We start from the raw sequence: 22,654 nt of genomic DNA, 5'->3' as shown, positions 1-22,654 counted from the left end.
CCAAGTAACGCTTTCATCGCAACCCATGCGACCGTCCCGGGTTACCCTTCGGCTTGCCAACCGGGCCTTTCGGCCCCACTTAAGTGATTCAATGAATTCACAAAAGTCGACGCCACTCGCCGCTTTCCACCCCGCCGTCGCCGATTGGTTCGCGAGCACCTTCGCCGAGCCCACGGCGGCGCAGGCGGCGGCGTGGCCGGCGATCCGTTCCGGCCGGCATACCCTGGTCGCCGCGCCGACGGGCTCGGGCAAGACCCTCACCGCCTTCCTTTCCGCCATCGACATGCTGGTGCGCGAAGGCGTGGAAGAGGGCGGCTTGCGCGACCGCACGACGATCCTCTACGTCTCGCCGCTGAAAGCGTTGTCGAACGACATCCGGATCAACCTCGAAGCGCCGCTGGCGGGCATCCGCGAGGAACTGCGCAAGCAAGGGCTGCCCGACCTCGAAATCCGCAGCGCCGTGCGCACGGGCGATACACCCTCGTCCGACCGCGAGCGGATGAAGCGCCGGCCGCCGCATATCCTCGTGACCACGCCCGAATCGCTCTACGTATTGCTCGGCTCGGAATCGGGCCGGGCGATGCTGCGCGACATCCGCGAGGTGATCGTCGACGAAATCCACGCCGTGGCGGCCAGCAAGCGTGGCAGCCACCTGGCTATTTCGCTGGAGCGGCTGGAATCCCTCGCCCAGCGGCGGATCACCCGTATCGGCCTCTCCGCCACGCAAAAGCCGATCGAGAAGGTCGCCGCCTTCCTCACTGGAAGCGAGCGCGAAGATTGCGCCATCGTCGACATCGGCCACTCGCGCCGTCGCGACCTCGCGCTCGAGGTGCCGCCGGTGCCGCTCGAAGCGGTGATGTCGAACGACATGTGGGAGTTGGTCTACAACCGGCTCGGCAACCTGATCGAGCAGCATCGCACCACGCTCGTCTTCGTGAACACGCGGCGCATGGCGGAACGCGTCTCGCGGCACCTTTCCGAGCGACTCGGCAAGGAGGCTGTCACCGCGCACCACGGCAGCCTTTCGCGCGAGCAGCGCCTCGACGCCGAGCAAAGGCTGAAACGTGGCGAACTGCGCGCACTCGTCGCCACGGCCTCGCTCGAACTGGGCATCGACATCGGTGATGTCGACCTGGTCTGCCAGATCGCCTCGCCACGCTCCATCGCGGCCTTCCTGCAACGCGCGGGGCGTGCCGGTCACGCCGTGGGCGGCACGCCCAAGGCCCGCCTCTTCCCTACGTCGCGCGACGATCTCGTCGAATGCGCCGCGCTGCTCGATTGCGTGCGCCGTGGCGAATTGGATGCACTGGTCCTTCCGCACGAGCCCCTCGACGTGCTCGCCCAACAGATCGTGGCCGAGGTCGCCTGCCAGGAATGGGACGAGGACGCATTGTTCGACCTCGTCCGTCGCGCATACCCGTTCAAGGACCTGAAACGCGAGACCTTCGACGAGACCGTGCGCATGCTGGCCGAGGGATTCACCACACGCGTCGGCCCGCGTGGTTCGTACATCCACCGCGATGCCGTGAACAAGCGCCTGCGCGAGCGCCGCGGCGCCCGGCTGACCGCCGTGACCTCCGGTGGCACCATCCCCGACACCGGCGATTACAACGTGCTGCTCGAACCACAGGCGATCGTCGTCGGCACGGTGAACGAAGACTTCGCGGTGGAAAGCCTCGCCGGTGACGTCTTCCAGTTGGGCAACCGCTCTTACCGCATCCTGCGCGTGGAAATGGGCCGCCTGCGCGTCGAGGATGCGCAAGGCGCGCCGCCGAACATTCCCTTCTGGCTGGGCGAGGCCCCGGGCCGCACCGACGAACTGTCCTTCGGCGTGTCGCGCCTGCGTGCCGACATCTCGGCGGCCTTCGACGAAGGCGGCCGCGAAGCCGCGCTCGCGTACCTCGTGGAAACCCTGTCGCTGTCGAAAGCCGCGGCCGAACAGGTCGTCGACTACCTGTTCCGGGCGCGTGCCGCGCTCGGCGCCCTGCCGACGCACGACACCCTGGTGATGGAACGCTTCTTCGACGAGTCCGGCGGCACCCAGCTCATCATCCACACACCCTTCGGCAGCCGCATCAACCGGGCCTGGGGCCTGGCCTTGCGCAAGCGTTTCTGCCGCAAGTTCAACTTCGAGCTGCAGGCGGCCGCCACCGAAGATGCGATCGTGCTGTCGCTGTCCACCAGCCACAGCTTTCCCCTGGACGAGGTGGCGCGCTACCTGCATTCGAACTCGGCCGAGCACGTGCTTGTCCAGGCCCTGCTCGACGCGCCCCTGTTCGGTGTGCGGTGGCGCTGGAACGCCACCACGGCGCTCGCCCTGCCACGCTTCAGTGGCGGCAAGAAGGTTCCGCCGCAGTTGCAGCGGATGAAGAGCGAAGATCTGCTCGCCACGGTCTTCCCCGACCAGGTCGCTTGCGCCGAGAACCTCGTCGGCGAGCGGGAGGTACCCGATCACCCGCTGGTGAAGCAGACGCTCGAGGATTGCCTGCACGAGGCGATGGATAGCGAAGGCCTGCTCGGCGTGCTGCGTGGGCTCGAGTCCGGCGCGATCACCATGATCGCGCGCGACCTCGCCACCCCTTCGCCATTGGCGGCGGAAGTGCTCAGCGCGGCACCGTACGCGTTCCTCGACGACGCGCCGCTCGAGGAACGCCGCACGCAGGCGGTGCAGTCGCGCCGCTGGAACGAGGCGGAGAGCGCCGACGACCTCGGCCGGCTCGATCCGGAGGCGATCGCTTCGGTACGGGAAGAGGCCTGGCCCGAAGCACGCAGCGCGGACGAGATGCACGAGGCGCTGGTCCAGCTCGGCGCCATCACGCTCGACGAGGTACGCGACAACGCCGGCTGGGCGAAGCTGCTGGCGACGCTCTCGGCCGATGCGCGTGCGACGCGGCTCTCCCATGAGGGCGTGTCGTTGTGGGTCGCCGCGGAGCGCCTGCCTGCATGGCGGGCCATCCATCCCGGCGCCAGCATGGCACCAGCGATCGCGGCGCCCGCCGAATTCGAGGCGCAGGCATGGACAACCGAATCCGCGCTCGTCGATATCGTCCGCGGACGCCTCGGCGGACTCGGACCGGTGCCCGCCATCGTCCTCGCCGCTTCCCTTGGGATCGCGGTGGTCGATGTCGAGCTGGCCCTGGCTTCGCTGGAGAGCGAAGGCTACGTGATGCGCGGCCCCTTCTCGCCGGGTACCTCCGAGGTGGAATGGTGCGAACGCCACCTGCTCGCGCGCATCCATCGCTATACCATCGGACGCCTGCGCCGGGAGATCGAACCGGTCGCTCCACGCGACTTCCTCCGCTTCCTGCTCGACTGGCAGCACGTGACGCGGGCCACACGGGTCGCGGGGCCCGACGCACTGGCCGGTGTGATCGGCCAGCTCGAAGGTTTCGAAGCCGCGGCGGGCGCGTGGGAATCGGAATTGCTGCCGGCCCGCGTCGGCGACTACAGCATCGGTTGGCTCGACGACCTCTGCCGCGCCGGGCGCGTGGTCTGGAGCCGGTTGCGCCTCGGTACCGGCAACGGTGGCCCGGTAAGGGCGACGCCGATCGTGTTGCTGCCACGTCGTCAGTTGGCCGTCTGGTCGGCGGCGGCACCCGCCGCGAACGACGAGCAGCCACTGTCGTCACGTGCGCAGGCCGTTGCCGATGCCTTGCGCGACGAGGGGGCTTTGTTCTTCGACGAACTCGCGTCGACGACACGCCTGTTGCGCACCGAGCTCGAAGATGCGCTCGGCGAGCTGGTCGCCGCAGGCCGCGCCACGGCCGATAGCTTCGCCGGATTGCGCGCGCTCCTGCTTCCCGCCGCCAAGCGAAACGGTAATCGCCACCGGCGCACGCGACGGCACATGCTCAGCGGCATCGAGGACGCCGGCCGCTGGGCATTGGCGCGGCGGCCGAGCGAACAGCGTAACGATGCGGATGGCCTCGAGCACATCGCCCGCACCTTGTTGCGCCGTTACGGCGTGGTCAGTTGGCGCATCCTGGAACGCGAGGCCGCATGGCTACCCGCATGGCGCGAGCTACGGCGCGTGTATCACCGCCTCGAAGCACGCGGCGAAATCCGCGGCGGCCGTTTTGTCGACGGCCTCGTCGGCGAACAATTCGCCTTGCCCGAGGCACTGGCTGCGCTACGCCAGATCCGCCATCGTGCGCACGATGGCGAGATCGTATGCATCGCGGGAACCGATCCGCTGAACCTGGTCGGCAGCATCGTCGCCGGGGGCAAGGTGCCATCGACGATCGGCAACCGCATCGCCATCCGCGACGGCATTCCACTGGCCGCGATGATCGCCGGCAAGTTCGTCACGCTCACGCCATTGGAAGGCGACGACGAGCGCGAAGCCCGCTCGGCCTTGCAGCGCAAGGCCGACATGCGCTCCATTCCGGCCTGAAGCCCCTTTTTTGGGAACCCGCTCTGGTGGGAGCCGACCTTGTCGGCGATCCCGCGGCAGCGGGCCAGCTTGAGGCAAGCTCCCAATCGCCGACAAGGTCGGCTCCCCCAAGGGCCCCTACCAGGGCCTGAGGCAAGCTCCCATCGCCGACAAGGTCGGTTCCCACCAAAGACCTCTCACCGAGCGGTCAGGCTCATGGGCCGTCGGCCATCAGCGGAGTTGCACGTCTCCCAACACCCATAGCTTCGGGCCCGGCTTCCCGGTGACGACGAAGCAGAGGTCGTGCGTGCCTTCGCGCTTGGGCAAGACGCCATCGAGTGTCGCGCGGCCATCCTTCGCCTTCGCCAATGGAATACTCGTGAGCTTGGGCCCGTCGCAAGTGTCCTGGTGCACTTCCAGTTCACCCGCGCCCGAGCGCGCCTTGCGGGCGACGATGCCCTTGGCATCCTTCCACAGCGCATAGTTGTAGGGCAGGCGGTCGACCGTCACCGCGACGCCATAACGTCCGTCGAGCTTTACACCCTTCCACATCCAGCAGGTGTCCATGATGTCCACCTTGTACACGGGACGCTGGCCATTCACCGCGTTGGGCGACTCCAGGCGCAGCACGAGCTTGTCGCTGCACGTGTCCAGCTCGTCGCTGGTCCGGTGCAAGAGCGACTTGGCGTCTATCTCGCGATCGCGCGGGCCGGCCAGGCCGAATCCACCGGCGAACGCGTTGGCGCGAACCGTCGTCGGCAACGGCACGTCGAAGGGGCCGCCATAGGCGGTGGATTGGGACGTCGGCGCGGAACCGTCCGTGGTGTAGCGCAGCGTGCCGTAACCGCTCTGGTTGGACAGCACGATCTTCGCCTTGTCCCCGCCGGCCGCCTCGGCCTGGATGGCGACCGCATACGCACCGTCGGAAGGAACGATGCCCGCCGCACGATAACGGGACATCTGCACCGGAAGGCGCGCGATGAATCCACTCCAGTCCGCCTTTGGCGACCAGGTGCGTTCGGCGATCGCGGCCATGCGGGGGAAAATGGCGTGCTGCGTGCGGTACCAGTTCGGCAGGTACTCGCTGAATACCGTGACCTGCGCACCGAGTACGTGACTGGCCTTGTCCGGCGCTATCTCCGCCGGCACCGGATCGAAATCGTAAAGCGTCCTCAGCGTCTGCCCGGAGGGGCGGCCCGGCTGCTCGTCGGGGAGGCTGGATTGCAGCTGGTCGAGGTAGAGCGTCGGCGACGGTGCGAGCACGACGTCATGGCCGGCGTTGGCCGCCTTGATCGCACCCTTGGTACCCCGCCACGACATCACCGTGGCACTGGCGGGTACCTTGCCGTCGAGGATTTCGTCCCAGCCGATCAGGCGGCGGCCATGTTTTTCGAGGTAGTCGCCGATGCGCGCGATGAACCAGCCCTGCATCTGTTCCTCGTCGGCGATGCCGAGCGATTTCATCTTCGCCTGCACCGTCTTCGAACGTTCCCACTCGTCCTTCGCCGCCTCGTCGCCACCGACGTGGATGTACGTGGACGGGAAGACCGCCATCACCTCGTCCAGCACGTCCTGCAGGAAGACGAAGGTGCCGTCATCGACGTTGTACAGCGCGGTGTTGACGCCCCAATCGGACGATACGGGGAGCTTCTTGCCACCGGCGCCGAACTTCGGATAAGCGGCGACCGCGGCCTGCGCGTGTCCCGGCATCTCGATTTCCGGAACCACGGTGATATGACGCTCCGCCGCGTAGGCCACGATCTGCTTCGCCTCGTCCTGCGTGTAGAACCCGCAGTACGGACGATCGGGGTCGCCGGTCAACGCGACGTCGGGGCCGACGGGCTTGCGGCATGCGCCGGTTTCCGTGAGCCGGGGATACTTCTCGATCTGCAGGCGCCAGCCCTGGTCATCGGTCAGGTGCCAGTGGAAGGTGTTGAGCTTGTGCATCGCCATCTGGTCGAGCAGGTGCTCGATCTCGTTCACCGACTGGAAATGGCGGCTGGAATCGAGCATCAGGCCGCGCCACTCGAAGCGAGGCGCGTCGACGATATGCACGCCGGGGACGCCGTTCTGCGCCGCGGGGTCGGTCAGCAACTGCCAGTAGGTAACCGCGCCGTAGAACAGGCCGGTTTCGTCATTCGCGGCGATACGCACGCCACCGCTATCGACGTCGAGCGTGTACGCCTCGCGTCCCTTGATGCTGGATACGGTGGCGAGGGCGATGCCACCGCTCTTGGGCTTGCCCTCGACGATGGCCGGAGTGAAGCCCCTGGCCTGGCGGATCCAGCCCTGCAGTTGAACCGCGACGCGCCTGGCCTGCGTGTCGCCCGGCGCCACGCTGATCGACGTGCCGGCGTCGAGGCGGAAATGCCCGGGAGCGCGCTGCAGCTGCGCGGGCATGGGAATGAGGGATAGCGGAGTGTCGTCGACGGGACCGGCTTCATGCCTCGGCTGGTTGGCACAGGCGGCAAGGCCTGCGGCCATGGCGAGGAGGAGGATTCGGCGCATCGAGGGCTCCTGTCGGATCGGTTGATGGTCGGTCGATTGTGGCGGTAACCGGTGACGCTGCCTACCGTGGTGGGAGCCGACCCAAAAAAAAACGGGCCCGATGAAGATGCGTCGGGCCCGAGGGGAATGGAGCTTCGAGGGGTGCGCGTGCGGCCGTCCGTGGCCGCACGTCCGGGACGTGTTATCAGAGGTCGAAATGCACCGAGGCCATGTAGCGGCGGCCGGTGGTGTACTTGGCCACCGGCATCGCCGTGATGCCGAGGTACTGCTTGTACTTCTCGTTGGTGAGGTTCATGCCAGCGAGGGTGAACGACACCTGCTTGTTGAGCTTCCAGCCCAGGGTCGCGCCGAGGTCGCCGTAGTCGGCCGTGGTGGCCGGCGGCGCACCGGCGATGTAGCCGCCGGCAAGGTACTTGCCACGCCAGTTGTAGGTGAGGCGGGCGCTGAACGGACCCATTTCGTAGTACGGGCTGACCGAGTACGAGTTCTTCGAGTTGTACGGCAGCGAACCACCCGAATCCAGCGTGCCCTTGGCATACGTGTAGTTGGCGGTCACGCCGAAACCCGTATCCCAGAATGCCTGCTGGTAGCTCAGGCTGCCACCGCGCACCTTGCCCGAACCGGTGTCGCGCGGGCGGCTGATGCTATAGGTGCAGAAGCCGTCCGGCGTGCAGAGGCCCTGGGCGACCTGGCGCGCGAACGTCGTCTGGTCGTTGAAGATGCCCGAGTTGAACTGCTGCTCCGGCGCGGAATCGACGAAGGTGTAGTTCTCGATCTTCTTGTAGAAGCCGGTCAGGGCCACGTACGACTGCGGCGCGAAGTACCACTCCGCCGAGAGCGAGAAGTTCTTCGACTTGTACGGCTTCAGGTCGGGGTTGCCGCCGGAACCGGTGAGCACGGAATCGTTGAGGAACAGGTTGTTCACCTGCATGTTGTATGGCGGGCGGGCGATGACCTTCGCCGCCGCCAGGCGCAGCACCACGTCTTCACTGACGTCGTAGGCCACGTTCAGGCTGGGCAGCCAGTTCTTCGTGGTCTTCGACGAGGTCTGCCAGGAGCCGGCCGGGGCGGGCAGTACCGGGGCGCCGCTGTAGACGAAGCCCGTGCCGTCGGTCTTGGTGTCGACGTAGCGGAAGCCCACGTTGCCGTGGAAGTCGCCACCGGCGAAGTTGCCCTGCACATAGGCCGCATTGGTCTTCTCGACCAGCTTGTAGGTGCCGTTGAGGTAGGTGCCCGGGTCTTCGTTGCCGCCGTTCGTGTTGCGCACCCAGGCGTACTGGGCGTCACGGTCCGGCATCACGTGGCTCGACGAACCATCCAGCGCGCCGTCGAACGCGTCCAGCGTGTCGGTGAAACCACCGAAGCCGAGCGCGGCGAGGTTGGTCGGTGCGTTGCCGCCGTAGACATGCGCCTGCATGCCTTCCTCATGGCGGTTCCAGCGATAGCCGAAGGCCAGTTCGTTGAAGAACGAATCGAAGTACTTCGAGAAGTCCAGCTGCGCATAGGTGTCACGCGACTGCGCCGAGTAATCGCCGTAGTTGCCTGGCCAGCCGCCGAGGCCGTCCACGTCGCCCATGTGCCAGTTCGCCGGATCGCGCGCGGCGGCCGGGTTGTCGAAGGCGAAGCCCTTGTTGATGTCCCAGGTGTAACCGCCGGCATAGACCGGCTCCATCACCGCCTGCGAGATGTTGTTGTTGGTGGCCTTGCTGTAGCCCGCCGCGCCACCCAGCTTCCAGCCGTCGCCGCGATAGGTCGACTTCAGGTCGAACGCCGACGTGCGCACCACGGACTTGCGGATGTTGCTGTCGAAGGTGCCCTGCGCGATGGCCGGACAGCCCACCGTATCGTTGCCGCAGACATGGCCGCCGGTGACGACGCCGTCCGGACCCTGGTTGAAGCTGGTGACGTTGCCCGGCGTGGCGCCGGTGAACGGATACAGCGACTGGTTCCAGTTGTCGAAGTTCTCGCGGACGAACAGGTTGTTGATGTCGATATCCCAGTTATCCGTCGGGCGGATCTGGAAGCCCAGCGTGGCGGTGTCGCGCTTGCGCTTCTGCTGGAACCACGCCGAGTTCACCTCGTCGGGAACCTTCGCGTTCGGATCGAGCGTGCCGTTGGCGATGCCGGCGGCCACGGCGGGGCTGGATGCCCATTTCGATACCGGGCTGTAGCTGAAGATCTCGAAGCCCTGGCGATCGATCTTCTCTTCGTAGTGCTGGATCGAACCGATCACGCCGAAGGTATTGCTGGCGTTCTTCCAACTGTACAGCGCCGAGCCGTTCGGGCGGGTGCCCGGCGTGGCCTGGTCGTTGTAGTTGAGGCCGAACGAGCCACGGATGGTATTCGCCGGCAGATCCAACGGCTGCAGTGTATGCAGCAGGATGGTGCCGCCGAGGCTGCCTTCCGGCAGGCGCGCTTCCGGCGACTTGTAGACTTCCAGGCGGCCGACGATTTCCGGGGCGAGCATGGTGAAGTCGAAGCCGCGGTTCGGCTGCGCGCCGTACTGCCACGGCGTCTGCGAGATCGGCTGGCCGTTGAGGAAGGTGAGGTTGAGGCTGGGATCGGTGCCGTCGATCGAGACACGGTCACCCTGGCCGAAAGCGCGGTCGATCACGACGCCCGGGATCTGCGTCATCGCCTCGGCGACGTTGGTGTTCGGGAACTTGCCGATGTCCTCGGCGGTGACCGCTTCGACGACGGCGTCGGCGTTGCGTTTGGTATCCAGCGACTTCTCCAGGCTGGCGCGGATACCGGTGACGGTGATGCCTTCGAGCTGTGCGGCCTTCGCGGCATCCGCCTTTTCCTGGGCGGTCTGGGCTTTCGCCGGAGGCGGCGCGGCGTCTTGCGCGGCGGCGATCCCGGTGAAACAACACAATCCGGCGACGATGCTCGCCGTAAGCAGGTTTCTACGATGCGACATGATGTCCTCCCCTCAGAGGATGTAGCGACGACGGGTTTCGCGGCCGCGCCGTGCTTCGTTGCTATCGAAGGGCCTTGCGGCCCGGTTTTTGAACTAAGCGAAGCGTTCCTTTCCCGCTCTTCAATGAGCGGTCGAACCGTGCAGGTAGAGACCGGCGGCACCGATCACACCCAACTGTCCGTGGTCCATCAGACGTACCGGCACTTGCTGGAGAAAGGCGCGCATGACGCCCTTGTTGAAGAACCTGGTGGCGAAGCTGCTGGCGAGCAGGCGGTCGCGTACCTGCGGCAGGATCCCGCCGGCGAGATACACGCCACCACGGGCGCCGTAGAGCATGGCGAGATCGCCGACGAAGCTGCCGAGCAGACCGCAGAAAACGTCCAGCGCTTCGGTCGCGGCGATGTCGCTGCCGTCGAGCGCGGCGCCGGTGACGGCCGCGGGGTGGGGCAGCGTCGCGGCCGTGCCGCGCAGCGTGGAAATGGCTCGATAAAGATTGAGGAGGCCCGGGCCGGAAAGCGCGTTCTCATAGGAAACATAGTCACGGCCGCGCGCCAGTTCGCCGAGGATGGCGACTTCGCGCTCGTTGCCCGGGGCCAGGGATATCTGTCCGGCTTCGGTCGGCAGCACGGTGGCGTGTGGCTTGCCGGGCAGGAGCACAGCCGAACCGAGCCCCGTGCCGGGCCCCATCACGAGGATCGGTCCCTCCGCCGGTTCGGCGGACGTCTCGATGATGGGCGTGGTTTCGTGGCCCTGCAGGAACTGGCAGGCGTAGGCCACGGCTTCGAAATCGTTGACGACGGCGAGCCCGGTCAGCCCCAGGGTTTCGCGAATGTCGCCGATGGAGACCGGCCAGGGAAGGTTCTCGTTGACGATGGCGTCGCCGAGCACGTAGCCGGCACTCGCCACGGCGCAATGTTCAATGACGTCGTGGCCTTCCAGACGGCCGACGAAATCCTGCAGGACGGCGGTCAGGCTGGGCCAGTCAGCGCAGGCGTAGCGCTCGTAGCGGAGCACTTCGATCGCGGAGGAACCGGCGGCACGGCGAACCAGGCCGATACGGGCATGGGTGCCGCCCACGTCGGCGGCGATGAACGCCCCGGCCCGCGATGCACGCACGACTCCCCGTTGTTTGGCCGACTCGCCCATCCCGTGCCCCTTGTGACTCCCCTGTTGCCGCCGAGTCTGTGAGGCCGATGACAACGTTGTCAACAGGACAAATGGCTAGGACAAGCGCGATTCCATAACGCGCTGCAACAGGAATCCTTATCCCGCCGCACCCGTTCCCCCGCCAACGAAGCGCCGTGTGGCCGCTGGCATGCACGTCGCATGGCGGATCAGTGGCTTGACGCGCCGCGACATCGAAAGTCGCACCCCCTGCCATCGGTCACGCGCCGCACGGCGGCGGCGATTGACAACGTTACGCACACGAGTCAATAAAGGGGACAAATCGGGGCGTCTCCGGCGGTGCCGCCGTTCCGGATGCCGAACATCACACGAGGGGAGCCACCCATGTCGTCCACCGCGGTCGCCGTCGACGAGACGCGTCATTCAAGCCTGGTCCCGATGATCATCATCGGCGTCCTGTTCTTCATTTTCGGCTTCGTCACCTGGCTCAACGGGCCACTGATCACCTTCGTCAAGCTCGCCTTCAACCTCGACGACGTGAACGCCTTCCTGGTGCCGATGGCCTTCTACCTCTCGTATTTCTTCCTCGCCCTGCCCTCCTCCTTCATCCTGAAGAAGACGGGCATGAAGAAAGGGATGGGCCTGGGCCTGTTCGTCATGGCGATCGGCGCGGTGATGTTCGGCCAGTTCGTCACGATGCGCGTCTACCCGGGAGCACTCACCGGCCTGTTCGTGATCGGCGCCGGCCTCTCGCTGCTGCAGACCGCCTCCAACCCGTACATCTCCATTCTCGGCCCGATCGACAGCGGTGCGCAGCGCATCGCCTTCATGGGCATCTGCAACAAGCTCGCCGGCGCGGCGGCACCCTTCGTGTTCGGCGCGGTGGTGATGAGCGACATCGGCAATTTCGACAAGCAGATCGCGGCGGCTGGTTCCCCGGAGGCGAAGGATGCCCTGCTCGCGGCCTTCGCCGCGAAGGTGCACCTGCCGTACATGGTGATGGCCGGCCTGCTGGTGGTACTGGCGGTATGGGTGGTCCGCTCATCGCTGCCGGAGATCAAGCCGTCGAGCGACAATTCCGAGCGCGCCATCGGCCATGCCAAGGGCAGCCTCTTCAGCTTTCCGCACCTGTGGCTGGGCGTGCTCTGCCTGTTCGTCTACGTGGGCGTGGAAGTGATGGCCGGCGACGCCATCGGCACGTACGGCCAGGGCTTCGGCATGACGCCCGCCGACACGCAGCACTTCACCTCGTACACGCTCATCGCGATGCTGGTGGGTTACATCGCCGGCCTGCTCCTGATTCCGAAGTTCGTCTCGCAGCAGCGTTACCTGGCCTTCTCCGCCGTCCTGGGCGTGGTCTTCTCGATCGGCACCTATGTCACCAGCGGTTATGTCTCGGTGGGCTTCGTCGCCGCGCTCGGCTTCGCCAACGCGATGATGTGGCCGGCGATCTTCCCGCTGGCGATCAAGGGCCTGGGCGCCCTCACCGAGTTCGGCTCGGCTTTCCTCATCATGGGCATCGCCGGCGGTGCGATCATCCCGGTGATCTTCGCCCACCTGAAGCAGACCTTCGATTTCCAGGCCGTGTTCCTGTGCCTCATGGTCCCCTGCTACCTCTACATCCTGTACTACGGCGCGGCGGGCCACCGGGTGGGCCAGCACGTCAAGGACTGAGGTCCCACCTTCGCTAAGTAACGGTCATCCGCTAGGATGGCCGTCTTGCTATTGAGGGGTCGTAGATTGCGTAGCCCTACCATTAAGGACGTCGCCGAGCGCGCGGGCGTATCGCTCAAGACCGTCTCCCGCGTGATCAACCACGAGCCGTCGGTCCATGCGCGTACCCGCGAGAGGGTGCAGCGCGCGATCGAGGCGCTCGATTACCAGCCCGACCAGGCCGCGCGCAGCCTGCGCAGCTCGCGTACCTACGCGCTGGGCCTGGTCTACGACAACCCCAACGCGCACTACGTCATCGCCATGCAGAACGGCGTGCTTTCGGTATGCCGCGAGCGTGGCTTCGGCCTGCAGATCCATCCCTGCGACTCCTCCGCCCCACGCCTGGCCGAGCAACTGGGCGACCTGGTACGGCGCAACCGGCTGGCCGGCCTCGTGCTCTGCCCGCCGATGTCGGAGCAGCCGGGTCTGCTGGCGACGCTGACGGAACAGAAAGTGCCTTTCGTGCGGATCATCTCGGCGCGGCAGGACCCCAAGGACGGCTGGCCCTGCGTCTTCGTCGACGACCGCGACGCGGCCTACGCCATCACCGAGCACCTCATCCAGCTTGGACACCACCGCATCGGCTTCCTCTGGGGCGGCAAGGAACACCGCTCCAGCCCCGAGCGCTACCAGGGCTACGAGGACGCGCTGCGCGAGTACGGCATCGCGGTGGACAAAAAGCTCGTGGTGGAGGGTGATTATTCGTTCGACGATGGCTTCCGCGGCGCGCGCAAGCTGCTCGCCTTGAAGGAACCGCCCACGGCGATCTTCGGCTCGAACGACGAGATCGCGGCCGGCGTGCTTGCCGCCGCCCGTTCCGGAGGCGTGGACGTGCCCTGGGAGTTGTCCATCGCCGGTTTCGAGGACAGCCCGTTCTCCAAGCAGTCCTGGCCCGCACTGACCACCGCACGCCAGAACACCGAGGAGATCGGCCGTCACGCGGCACAACGCCTCATCGCGGAACTCGAACGCGAGGACAACGAGCCGATGATCGAGAACGAGGGCTTCAGCCCGGATCTCGTCGTGCGCGGATCGACGGCCCCTCGGCGGTTGTAACCGTTCGCCGCTATCAGGCGATGGTCATCACGCCGATCGCGCCGATCGCCAGAACCACGCCGAACCAGTTGACCGCCGCCAGGCGCTCCTTGAAGCCGAAGGCGCCCACGAAGGCGCCGAGCACCACGACACCTACGTTCATCGACGCGAACACGAGCGACGGGTCCTTTGGCAAGGCCTGGTGGCCACGCACATAGAACAGGATGTTCGCGAAGTTGGCGGCGCCCAGCAGGACGCCGAAACCCATGCTGCGCGCCGTGACCGGCGCCTGCCGCATGGCGGCTCGCACCAGCACCGTGACCCAGCACAGCACCATGGCGATGAGGAACGACGCGAGCAACGCGCTCGCGAACGGGGCGCCCGCCTGCGCGATCAGCTTGAAGCAGATGTCGATCGCGCCGAACCCCACGAACACGGACAACGGCGCCAGCCAGCCACCGCGCTCCATGCCGCCGCGCTCCTTCCGCCATAGCACGCAAAATACCGCCAGGAGCGCGAGGACGATGCCCAGCGACTTGATCCCTGTGAGCGTATCGCCGAGGAAGGCGAAGGCGGCGACGAGCGAAAGAAACAACGAAAGGCGCTGTGCCACGTCGGTGCGAACGATACCGGCGCTGCGGACCGAGCGCGCCAGCATCAGGAAGATCGCAGGCAACAAGATGCCGAGTATCGCCAGGGGTGCGTAGGTGGCCTTCGCGTCGATCGCGGCCTGCGGTGTCGCGTGAAGCAGCCATACGCAGAGCGATGCTGCCACGACGTAATTCGTCGCCACCGCCTGCACGATGTCGACGTTCGCGCGGCGCGCGAGCTTGAGCAGGACCGAAACGGCGACGCTGAAAACGACGGCAAGGAGGATGTAGGTCATGGGCACGGCGCGCAGCACGGCAGGGCTGCGAAGGATCGCACATGGGCGCGACAGCCGACGACTACCTTCGCGCTACCCAGGCAGCGATGGTTCTCAGGCCTTGCGCGTCAGTGTCGCCGCCTCGCGTGCGAGGGCTTCGATGCCGGCCCAGTCCGAAGCGGCCAACTTGTCGGCAGGGGTGAGCCAGGAACCGCCGACGCAGACGACGTTGGGCAAGGCAAGGAAGTCGGGCGCATTGGCGAGGCCGATACCGCCGGTCGGGCAAAACCGGATCTGCGGCAGCGGGCTGGCCCAGGCGCCGATCAGCTTCGCGCCACCGGCCGGGACCGCCGGAAAAAACTTCTGAAAGCGGTAGCCGCGCTCGAGCAACTCCATCGCCTCGCTGGATGTCGCCGCGCCCGGCAGCAGGGGCAGTTCCGAATCGTCCGCCGCATCGAGCAGGCGCGGCGCGCTGCCCGGCGACACCGCGAACTTCGCGCCCGCCTTGTATGCGTTCTCGAGGTCGCGCGCGGTAAGCACCGTGCCGACACCGACGAAGGCACCTTCCACTTCGGCGGCGATCGCGCGCACCGCGTCCAGGGCGGCGGGCGTGCGCAGTGTCACCTCGATCGCGGGAACGCCGCCCGCGACCAGGGCGCGCGCCATGCCCACGGCCTTCGAGGCGTCGTCGATGATCACCACGGGAACCACCGGCGCGAGGCGCAACGTGGCTTCGACGAGTTTCTGCTTCGCTTCGTTACTCATCAGGTACTGCTCCGGTAAATCAAAAGACGCCCGCGCCCAGATCGGCCGTGACGGCCGACTGGCGGAACATGGCGAAGAGTTCACGACCCATGCCGGTGTGATGCACGGCAAGGTCGACGTGGTCGGGGACGCGGCTGTTCCACTCGTCGGCATCGACCAGCACCTGGAGCGTGCCGTTGACGGCATCGACGCGCACGAGATCGCCCGTGCGGATGCGTGCGATGGGTCCGCCCGCCTCGGCTTCCGGCGTGACGTGGATCGCCGCCGGCACACGCCCGGATGCGCCGGACATGCGGCCATCGGTGACCAGGGCCACGCGGTACCCGCGGTCCTGCAACAGGCTCAGCGTCGGCGTGAGCTTGTGCAGCTCGGGCATGCCACGCGCACGAGGCCCCTGGAAGCGGACCACCGCGATGAAATCGCGATTGAGCTCGCCACGGTCGAAGGCCGCCTTCACGTCGTCCTGTTCGTCGAACACGATCGCGGGGGCCTCGACGACCATGCGGTCGTCCGGCACCGAGGACACCTTGATCACGCCACGGCCGATGTTGCCGTCGAGCATGCGCAAGCCGCCGTCGTGGCGGAACGGTTCGGTGATGGAGCGAAGCACGCCACGGTTGCCGCTCTCCTTCGACACCGGCTTCCACACGAGTGCTCCGTCCTCGAGCACAGGGGTGGTGCGGTAGTGGCGCAGGCCGTGACCCATGATCGTGTTCACGTCGTCGTGCAGCAGGCCCGCGTCGAGCAGCTGGTCGATCAGGAAGCCCATGCCTCCGGCTTCATGGAAGTGGTTCACGTCGGCATAGCCGTTGGGGTACACGCGTGCCAGCAACGGCACCACGGCGGAGAGGGCATCGAAGTCGTCCCAGCGCAACTCCACGCCGGCCGCGCGCGCGATGGCGACGAGATGCAGCAGGTGGTTGGTGGAACCGCCCGTGGCGTGCAGGCCGACCACGCCGTTGACGATGGCGCGCTCGTCGACGATACGACCCAGGGGCAGGTAGTGCTCGCCCAGCGTATCGATGGCCAGCACGCGTTCCACGGTGGCCCGGGTGAGCGCATCGCGCAGCGGCGTGTCCGGTGCCTCGAAGCTCGCGCCAGGCAGGTGCAGGCCCATGATCTCCATCAACATCTGGTTGGAGTTGGCGGTCCCGTAGAAGGTGCACGTACCCGAGCCATGGTACGAGCGCGCTTCGGCTTCGAGCAGTTCGGCACGCGTGGCCTTGCCGGCGGCGAACGCCTGGCGCACCTTCGACTTCTCCTCGTTCGGGATGCCCGAGGGCATCGGACCCGAGGGCACGAAGGCACCGGCAAGGTGGCCGAAGCTCAGTGCACCGATCAGCATGCCCGGCACGATCTTGTCGCAGATGCCCAGGTACAACGCCCCCTCGTACATGTCGTGCGAAAGCGAAACCGCCGTGGCCATGGCGATGAGGTCGCGCGAGAACAGCGACAACTCCATGCCGGGACGGCCCTGGGTCACGCCGTCGCACATCGCCGGCACGCCACCCGCGACCTGCGCGGTGGCACCGAGCGAGCGGGCGGCCTGGCGGATGAGTTCCGGATAGCGCTCATACGGCTGATGCGCCGAAAGCATGTCGTTGTACGAGGTGACGATCGCGATGTTCGCCGCATGACCGTTGCGCAGCGCGTCCTTGTCGGTCTCCGCGCAGGCGGCGAAGCCGTGTGCGAGGTTGCCGCACGACAGGTGGTGGCGCTTGGCACCCTTGCCGCGCGCCCCGTCGATCTTGGCAAGGTAAGCCGCGCGCGAGGTGCGGCTACGCTCGACGATTCGCCGGGTCACCTCGGCGAGGGTGGGATGGATACTCATGGCGTTACGGTGCCCAGTAGACGTCGACCGGCACGCGATCCTGCTTCAGCACGGCGGCAATGGGAAAGTCCGCGCCGGCCAGGGCCTTGCCCAGCAGGTCCTTCTTGTCGTCGCCTTCGATGTGCAGGTACAGCGCGCGCGTATCGAGTACACGCGGCAGGCTGAGCGTGATGCGCGGCTCGCCCGCCCCCTCGGCGCGCATCGACAGCACGGGTTGCTTGCCGGCGAGATCGAGCGCCTCGGCGAGATGATCGCCGCCCGGGAAGAACGACGCGGTATGGCCATCCGGCCCCATGCCGAGCAATACGACGTCGAACGGAGAGCCAAGCGCGTCGACGCGCTTGCCGACATCGGCGAGCGCGGCGTCCACGTCGTCCTTGTGCGCGCGGTCGAACAGCGGCAGGAAGGAAGCGACACGCGCTTCGTGGGTGAGCAGCGTGCTGGAGACCATGCGCGCATTCGAGCGGTCGCTGTCGGTGTCGACCCAGCGCTCGTCGACCAGCGTGACGGTGACCCTGGACCAGTCGATCTCCTGCTCGGCAAGCACGGCGAACATCACCTTCGGCGTGCCGCCGCCCGAAACGGCGATCGTGGCCTTGCCGCGTGCCTTGATCGCAGCGTCGAGCTTCGCGGCGACCTCGCGGGCGAGCTTGTCGGCGAGGGTGAGACGGTCGGCGAATTCGTGTCGGTTCACTTTTGCGTTCATGCGGCGTCCTCGGCCCAGGTGCGGCCATCGCGTTCGATGAGCGCCACGGCGGCGCTCGGACCCCAGGTGCCCGCGGTATACGGCTTCGGCGTGTCGCCGCCGGCCTCCCACGCATCGAGGATGGGACCGGCCCAGTTCCATGCCGCCTCGACCTCGTCGCGGCGCATGAACAGGGTCGGATTGCCACGCACGACATCGAGGATGAGCCGTTCGTACGCGTCGGGCTGCTGCACGCCGAAGGCCGCCGCGAAGCTCATGTCGAGCGGCACGTGGCGCAGGCGCAGGCCACCCGGACCCGGGTGCTTGATGGTCAGCCACAGCTTCACGCCTTCGTCCGGCTGCAAGCGCAGCGTGAGGCGGTTGGGCAACAGCGGACCGCTGGTGGGATCGAAGATGGAGTGTGGCAATGCGCGGAACGTCACCACGATCTCCGATACCCGGCTGGGAAGGCGCTTGCCGGTGCGCAGGTAGAACGGCACGCCGGCCCAGCGCCAGTTACCGATCTCCGCCTTGAGGGCGACGAAGGTTTCGGTTTTCGACTGGTCGCTGCCGAGCTCGTCGAGATAGCCCGGGACGCCTTGACCTTCGGCCGCACCGGCGCGGTACTGGCCACGCACGGTGAGTTGTGCCGCGTTGCTGGCGTCGATCGGGCGCAGCGAACGCAGCACCTTCAGTTTCTCGTCGCGCACGGCGTCCGGCGCCAGCGACGACGGCGGCTCCATGGCAAGCATGCACAGGAGCTGCAGGATGTGGTTCTGGACCATGTCGCGCAGGGCGCCGGCACGGTCGTAATAACCGGCGCGATGGCCGACGCCTACCGTTTCGGCCACGGTGATCTGCACGTGGTCGATGTGCTGGGCGTTCCACAGCGGCTCGAACAGGGCGTTGCCGAAGCGCAACGCCAGCAGGTTCTGCACCGTTTCCTTGCCCAGGTAATGGTCGATGCGATACGTCTGCGACTCGCCGAAGACCCGCGCCACGGCGTCGTTGATCGCGTTGGCGCTGTCGAGGTCGCGGCCGATCGGCTTTTCCAGCACCACGCGCGAACGCTCGCCATTGAGCCCGAGTGAGCCCAGGCGCTGGCAGATGTCGGTGAAGATGTCCGGCGAGGTCGACAGGTAGAACACGCGGATGTGGCTGGGCTCGGCGGCCATCAGGGCGGCGAATTCATCCCAGCCGTCGGCCTTGCGCGCGTCGAGCGAGCGGTAGCCGATCATCTGGATGAAGGCGTCCAGCTGGGCGGGCACGATGTGCGAGACGCCCTTCTCGACCGCGGCGCGCACCTGCTCGCGGTACGCGGCATCATCAAGCCCTTCGCGGGCCACGCCGATGATGCGGCTCTTCGCCTGGATCTGCCCGTCCGCGAAGCGGTGGTACATGGCAGGCAACAACTTGCGGACGGCGAGATCGCCGGTGCCGCCGAAAATGACCAGATCGAACGGTTCGATCGGCAGGAGGGGAGCGCTCACGACAGTGGCCTCTTGAGGGATCGGATGGAATGCCTCCGGATCGTACCAGTGACATACCAGGACGTACCAGCCCCGTACCACTCGCCGCGACGTTTAGTCACCTTTCACCGCCTGATAACCGCTTGGAAACGTTTGCTAGCGCCATTTGGATCGTGCAAACGACCGTTTGAACGGTTGGCTGGTATGCCCCGGCTTGCGCGGTCTTGCCGCAGTGGTCGTGGATTGGTATCTTCGGCGGATGGAAAGTGCCCTCGTCGCCGAATACCAGCGCCTGCAACACGACCCGGCTACCCGGCAGCCGCTGGCGTACATGCGCCTGCGCCGGGCGATCCGCAACGTGATCGAGAACGGCGAGGTCCAGGTGGGCCATGCCTTGCCCAGCGAACGCGATCTCGCCAGGGCCCTCACCCTGTCGCGGGTCACCGTGCGCAAGGCCATCGGTGGGCTGGTCGAGGACGGCCTGCTCACCCAGCGACATGGCGCGGGCACTTTCGTCTCCGAGCGCATCGTGAAGCCACTGTCGCGGATGACCAGCTTCACCGAGGACCTGCGCGCCCGTGGCCTGAATCCCCGCTCCGAGTTTTTCGAGCGTGGCATCGGCGAGGTCACGCCGGAGGAAGCCATGGCGATGAACCTCTCGCCGGGCACGCTCGTGGTGCGCCTGCATCGCCTGCGCTACGCGGGCGACGAACCGCTGGCGATCGAGCGCAGCGCGGTGCCGCTGGACCTCCTGCCCGATCCGAACCTCGTGGAGGATTCGCTCTACGAAGCGCTCGACAAGCTCGGCAACCGCCCGCTGCGCGCGCTGCAACGCCTGCGCGCCGTGGTACTCGGACCCGCGCAGACCCGCCTGCTCCGCCTCGGTGCCGGCAGTGCCGGCCTCAACATCGAACGGCGCAGCTTCCTCGAAGATGGCCGCATCGTCGAATTCACCTGTTCCTGGTACCGCGGCGATATCTACGATTTCGTCGCGGAACTGCAAAGCGACTGAAGAGCCCAACCACGCCATGACGATCCAGCCGCAAGACACCCTGATGTTCCGCGAAGCGCACGAGACCGCCGAGGTCGTCGAGCGGCAACTGGCGCACAACGAAGAAGTGATCGGTGCGCTCGCCGGACGCCTGCGCGCGAACCCGCCGCGCATGGTGATCACCTGCGCGCGCGGCAGCTCCGATCACGCGGCGATGTATGCCAAGTACGTGTTCGAGACCCAACTCGGCGTCGTCACCGCGTCGGCCTCGCCGTCGGTGACGTCCATCTACCACGCCACGCAGCACCTCGACGGCGCGCTCTATGTCGCCGTATCCCAATCGGGCAAGAGCCCCGACCTGGTCCGCAACGCTGACGCGGCGAAGAAAGCCGGCGCCTATGTCGTGGCGCTGGTGAACGTGGTCGATTCGCCGCTCGCCGCCGTCGCCGACGTGGTCGTGCCCCTGCATGCGGGCCCGGAGAAGAGCGTCGCCGCGACGAAGAGCTACCTCGGCGCGTTGTTCGCCATCCTTCACATCGCCGCGCGCTGGAGCGGAAGCGCCGCCATCGGCGACGCGCTCACCGCGTTGCCCGCGCAGCTGCGCGAAGGTTGGGACGCGGACTGGTCGGCACTCACGGATGGCCTCGTCGACGCGCACAACCTCTTCGTGGTCGGCCGTGGCTTCGGCTTCGCCGGGGCCCTCGAAGCGGCGCTGAAGTTCAAGGAAACCTGCGGTCTGCATGCCGAGGCGTTCAGTTCGGCCGAGGTCAAGCACGGACCGATGGCGCTCGTGGGCCCGGACTTCCCGGTGCTGTTCTTCGCACAGAACGACGACACGCTGCCAGGCGTGCTCGACGTCGCCGCCGAATTCCGCAAGCGCGACGCCAAGGTCTGGATCGCCGCGCCAGGCGCGACGGGCGAGGGCGTGCTGCCGCTGGTGGCATCCGCGCCGATCAGCGCGCCGCTGCTCGCCGTACAGAGCTTCTATCGCGCCACCGCGGCGCTTTCCCTGAAGCGCGGTTTCAATCCCGATGTCCCGCCGCACCTGAACAAGGTGACGGAGACGGTCTGACGTCGAGAACACCCTTCGGGTGGAACACCGGCTCCCACGAAAAGTTTCAGATAAAGGAACACGCTAATGACCATCGCCCTCGTCAACGGTCGCGTACTCACCGATAACGGATTCCAGGGCGGCTTCGCCGTGCTGGTCGACGGCGGCACCATCACGGGATTGGCGTTGCCGTCGGATCCGCGTGTGCGCGCCGCGGAACGCCACGACCTCGGCGGCCGCACGCTGCTGCCCGGTTTCATCGATTGCCAGGTCAATGGTGGCGGCGGCGCGCTGTTCAACGACGCACCCACGGTGGAGACCATTCGCACGATCGGCGAAGCGCACGCGAAGTTCGGCACCACCGGTTTCCTGCCCACGCTGATCAGCGACGACGCCGAGGTGATGGCGAAGGCCATCGACGCCGTGAACGCGGCGGTGGAGCAGGGCGTGCCCGGCGTGCTCGGCATCCATCTCGAAGGACCGTTCATCGCACCCGAGCGCAAGGGCGTTCATGACGCCGCCAAGTTCCGCATCGCCGGTGCCGACGACATAGCGATGGTCGCGCGGCGCCATGGCGGCGTCACCCTGCTCACCCTCGCGCCGGAACGCGCGTCGGACGACGTGCTCGAACAACTGGTGTCGCACGGTGTGATCGTCGCCACCGGCCACACCGCCGCCGACTACGAGACCACGCGCGGAGCCCTTGCCAAGGGCGTGCGCGGCTTCACCCACCTGTTCAATGCGATGACGCCGTTCACCAGCCGCGAACCCGGCGTGGTCGGCGCCGCACTGGAGGATGCCGCCAGTTGGTGCGGCCTGATCGTCGACGGCCATCACGTGCACCCTGCGTCGCTGCGCGTAGCCATCGCCGCGAAGGCGCGCGAGAAGATGATGCTGGTGACCGACGCGATGCCGCCGGTCGGCTCCGACAACCCGAGCTTCGTGCTCAAGGGTGAAACCATCACCGTGCGCGACGGCGTCTGCCAGACGGCGGACGGCACGCTCGCGGGCTCCGCGCTGGACATGGCGACGGCGGTACGCAACACGGTCGGCATGGTCGGCGTCGCCTACGACGAAGCCGCGCGCATGGCGTCCACGTACCCAGCCGATTTCCTGGGCCTCGGCGCCAGCCACGGCCACATCGCCGCCGGCTACCGCGCCGACTTCGTGGTGATGGACGACAGCCACCATGTCGCGGAGACGTGGATCGGCGGCACGAAAGTCTTCGGCTGATACCTGTAACCGGGGCAAGCAACCATCGCCGCTGAAGCGGCTCCCACAACAACAGTCCCTACGACAAAAAAGGCCGGCGCTCCGCGCCGGC

Annotated in this window: 13 protein-coding genes and 1 pseudogene; 6 read left to right on the top strand and 8 right to left on the bottom strand. The window is 66.9% G+C overall.

Annotated features, from left to right (window positions below; all coding sequences use genetic code 11):
* Positions 1–91: 91 nt before the first annotated feature.
* Positions 92–4,466 (top strand): annotated as a pseudogene (locus J2T07_RS07735) (DEAD/DEAH box helicase).
* 137 nt (positions 4,467–4,603) lie between these two features.
* Here J2T07_RS07735 and J2T07_RS07730 read toward each other — a convergent pair.
* The 3 genes from J2T07_RS07730 to glk form a co-directional block, all read right to left on the bottom strand.
* A complete protein-coding gene (locus J2T07_RS07730; RefSeq protein WP_306848729.1) occupies positions 4,604–6,880 on the bottom strand; it encodes a family 20 glycosylhydrolase in 2,277 nt (758 codons plus the stop codon).
* A gap of 184 nt (positions 6,881–7,064) precedes the next feature.
* On the bottom strand, positions 7,065–9,800 hold the full coding sequence (locus J2T07_RS07725) for a TonB-dependent receptor (RefSeq protein WP_306848727.1): 2,736 nt from the start codon (positions 9,798–9,800) through the stop codon (positions 7,065–7,067).
* A gap of 120 nt (positions 9,801–9,920) precedes the next feature.
* The gene (glk, locus tag J2T07_RS07720; protein ID WP_306848725.1) at positions 9,921–10,946 is read right to left on the bottom strand and encodes a glucokinase; all 1,026 of its coding nucleotides are present in this window, start codon (positions 10,944–10,946) and stop codon (positions 9,921–9,923) included.
* Positions 10,947–11,309: 363 nt separating this feature from the next.
* On the opposite strand from glk, the gene J2T07_RS07715 reads away from it, so the two are divergent.
* The gene (locus tag J2T07_RS07715) at positions 11,310–12,599 is read left to right on the top strand and encodes a sugar MFS transporter (protein ID WP_306848723.1); all 1,290 of its coding nucleotides are present in this window, start codon (positions 11,310–11,312) and stop codon (positions 12,597–12,599) included.
* A gap of 66 nt (positions 12,600–12,665) precedes the next feature.
* Positions 12,666–13,694: a LacI family DNA-binding transcriptional regulator gene (locus J2T07_RS07710; protein WP_306848721.1), complete on the top strand. Its 1,029-nt coding sequence runs from the start codon at positions 12,666–12,668 to the stop codon at positions 13,692–13,694.
* Between the two features lie 13 nt (positions 13,695–13,707).
* Here J2T07_RS07710 and J2T07_RS07705 read toward each other — a convergent pair whose 3' ends face one another.
* The 5 genes from J2T07_RS07705 to zwf form a co-directional block, all read right to left on the bottom strand.
* Entirely contained in the window at positions 13,708–14,559 is an 852-nt protein-coding gene (locus J2T07_RS07705) for an EamA/RhaT family transporter (RefSeq protein WP_306848718.1), read from the bottom strand.
* A 93-nt stretch (positions 14,560–14,652) separates the two neighbouring features.
* The gene (gene eda / locus J2T07_RS07700) at positions 14,653–15,303 is read right to left on the bottom strand and encodes a bifunctional 4-hydroxy-2-oxoglutarate aldolase/2-dehydro-3-deoxy-phosphogluconate aldolase (protein ID WP_306848716.1); all 651 of its coding nucleotides are present in this window, start codon (positions 15,301–15,303) and stop codon (positions 14,653–14,655) included.
* Between the two features lie 19 nt (positions 15,304–15,322).
* Positions 15,323–17,134, bottom strand: a complete 1,812-nt coding sequence (gene edd, locus J2T07_RS07695) for a phosphogluconate dehydratase (RefSeq protein ID WP_306848714.1) — start codon at positions 17,132–17,134, stop codon at positions 15,323–15,325.
* A gap of 4 nt (positions 17,135–17,138) precedes the next feature.
* Complete coding sequence (gene pgl / locus J2T07_RS07690) at positions 17,139–17,840, bottom strand: 6-phosphogluconolactonase (protein WP_306848713.1); 702 nt, start codon at positions 17,838–17,840, stop codon at positions 17,139–17,141.
* Positions 17,837–19,309: a glucose-6-phosphate dehydrogenase gene (gene zwf, locus J2T07_RS07685; RefSeq protein WP_306848711.1), complete on the bottom strand. Its 1,473-nt coding sequence runs from the start codon at positions 19,307–19,309 to the stop codon at positions 17,837–17,839. Before zwf ends, pgl begins: the two co-directional genes overlap by 4 nt.
* Positions 19,310–19,547: 238 nt before the next feature.
* On the opposite strand from zwf, the gene J2T07_RS07680 reads away from it, so the two are divergent.
* The 3 genes from J2T07_RS07680 (at position 19,548) to nagA (ending at position 22,563) form a co-directional block, all read left to right on the top strand.
* Positions 19,548–20,300: a GntR family transcriptional regulator gene (locus J2T07_RS07680; RefSeq protein ID WP_306848709.1), complete on the top strand. Its 753-nt coding sequence runs from the start codon at positions 19,548–19,550 to the stop codon at positions 20,298–20,300.
* A 16-nt stretch (positions 20,301–20,316) separates the two neighbouring features.
* Positions 20,317–21,351: an SIS domain-containing protein gene (locus J2T07_RS07675; protein WP_306848707.1), complete on the top strand. Its 1,035-nt coding sequence runs from the start codon at positions 20,317–20,319 to the stop codon at positions 21,349–21,351.
* Between the two features lie 66 nt (positions 21,352–21,417).
* A complete protein-coding gene (gene nagA, locus J2T07_RS07670) occupies positions 21,418–22,563 on the top strand; it encodes an N-acetylglucosamine-6-phosphate deacetylase (protein WP_306848705.1) in 1,146 nt (381 codons plus the stop codon).
* Positions 22,564–22,654: the final 91 nt, after the last annotated feature.

It is taken from the genome of Luteibacter jiangsuensis, assembly GCF_030812295.1.
Classification (GTDB): Bacteria; Pseudomonadota; Gammaproteobacteria; order Xanthomonadales; family Rhodanobacteraceae; genus Luteibacter; species Luteibacter jiangsuensis_A.
This window is presented reverse-complemented; position numbering and strand designations above follow the sequence as displayed.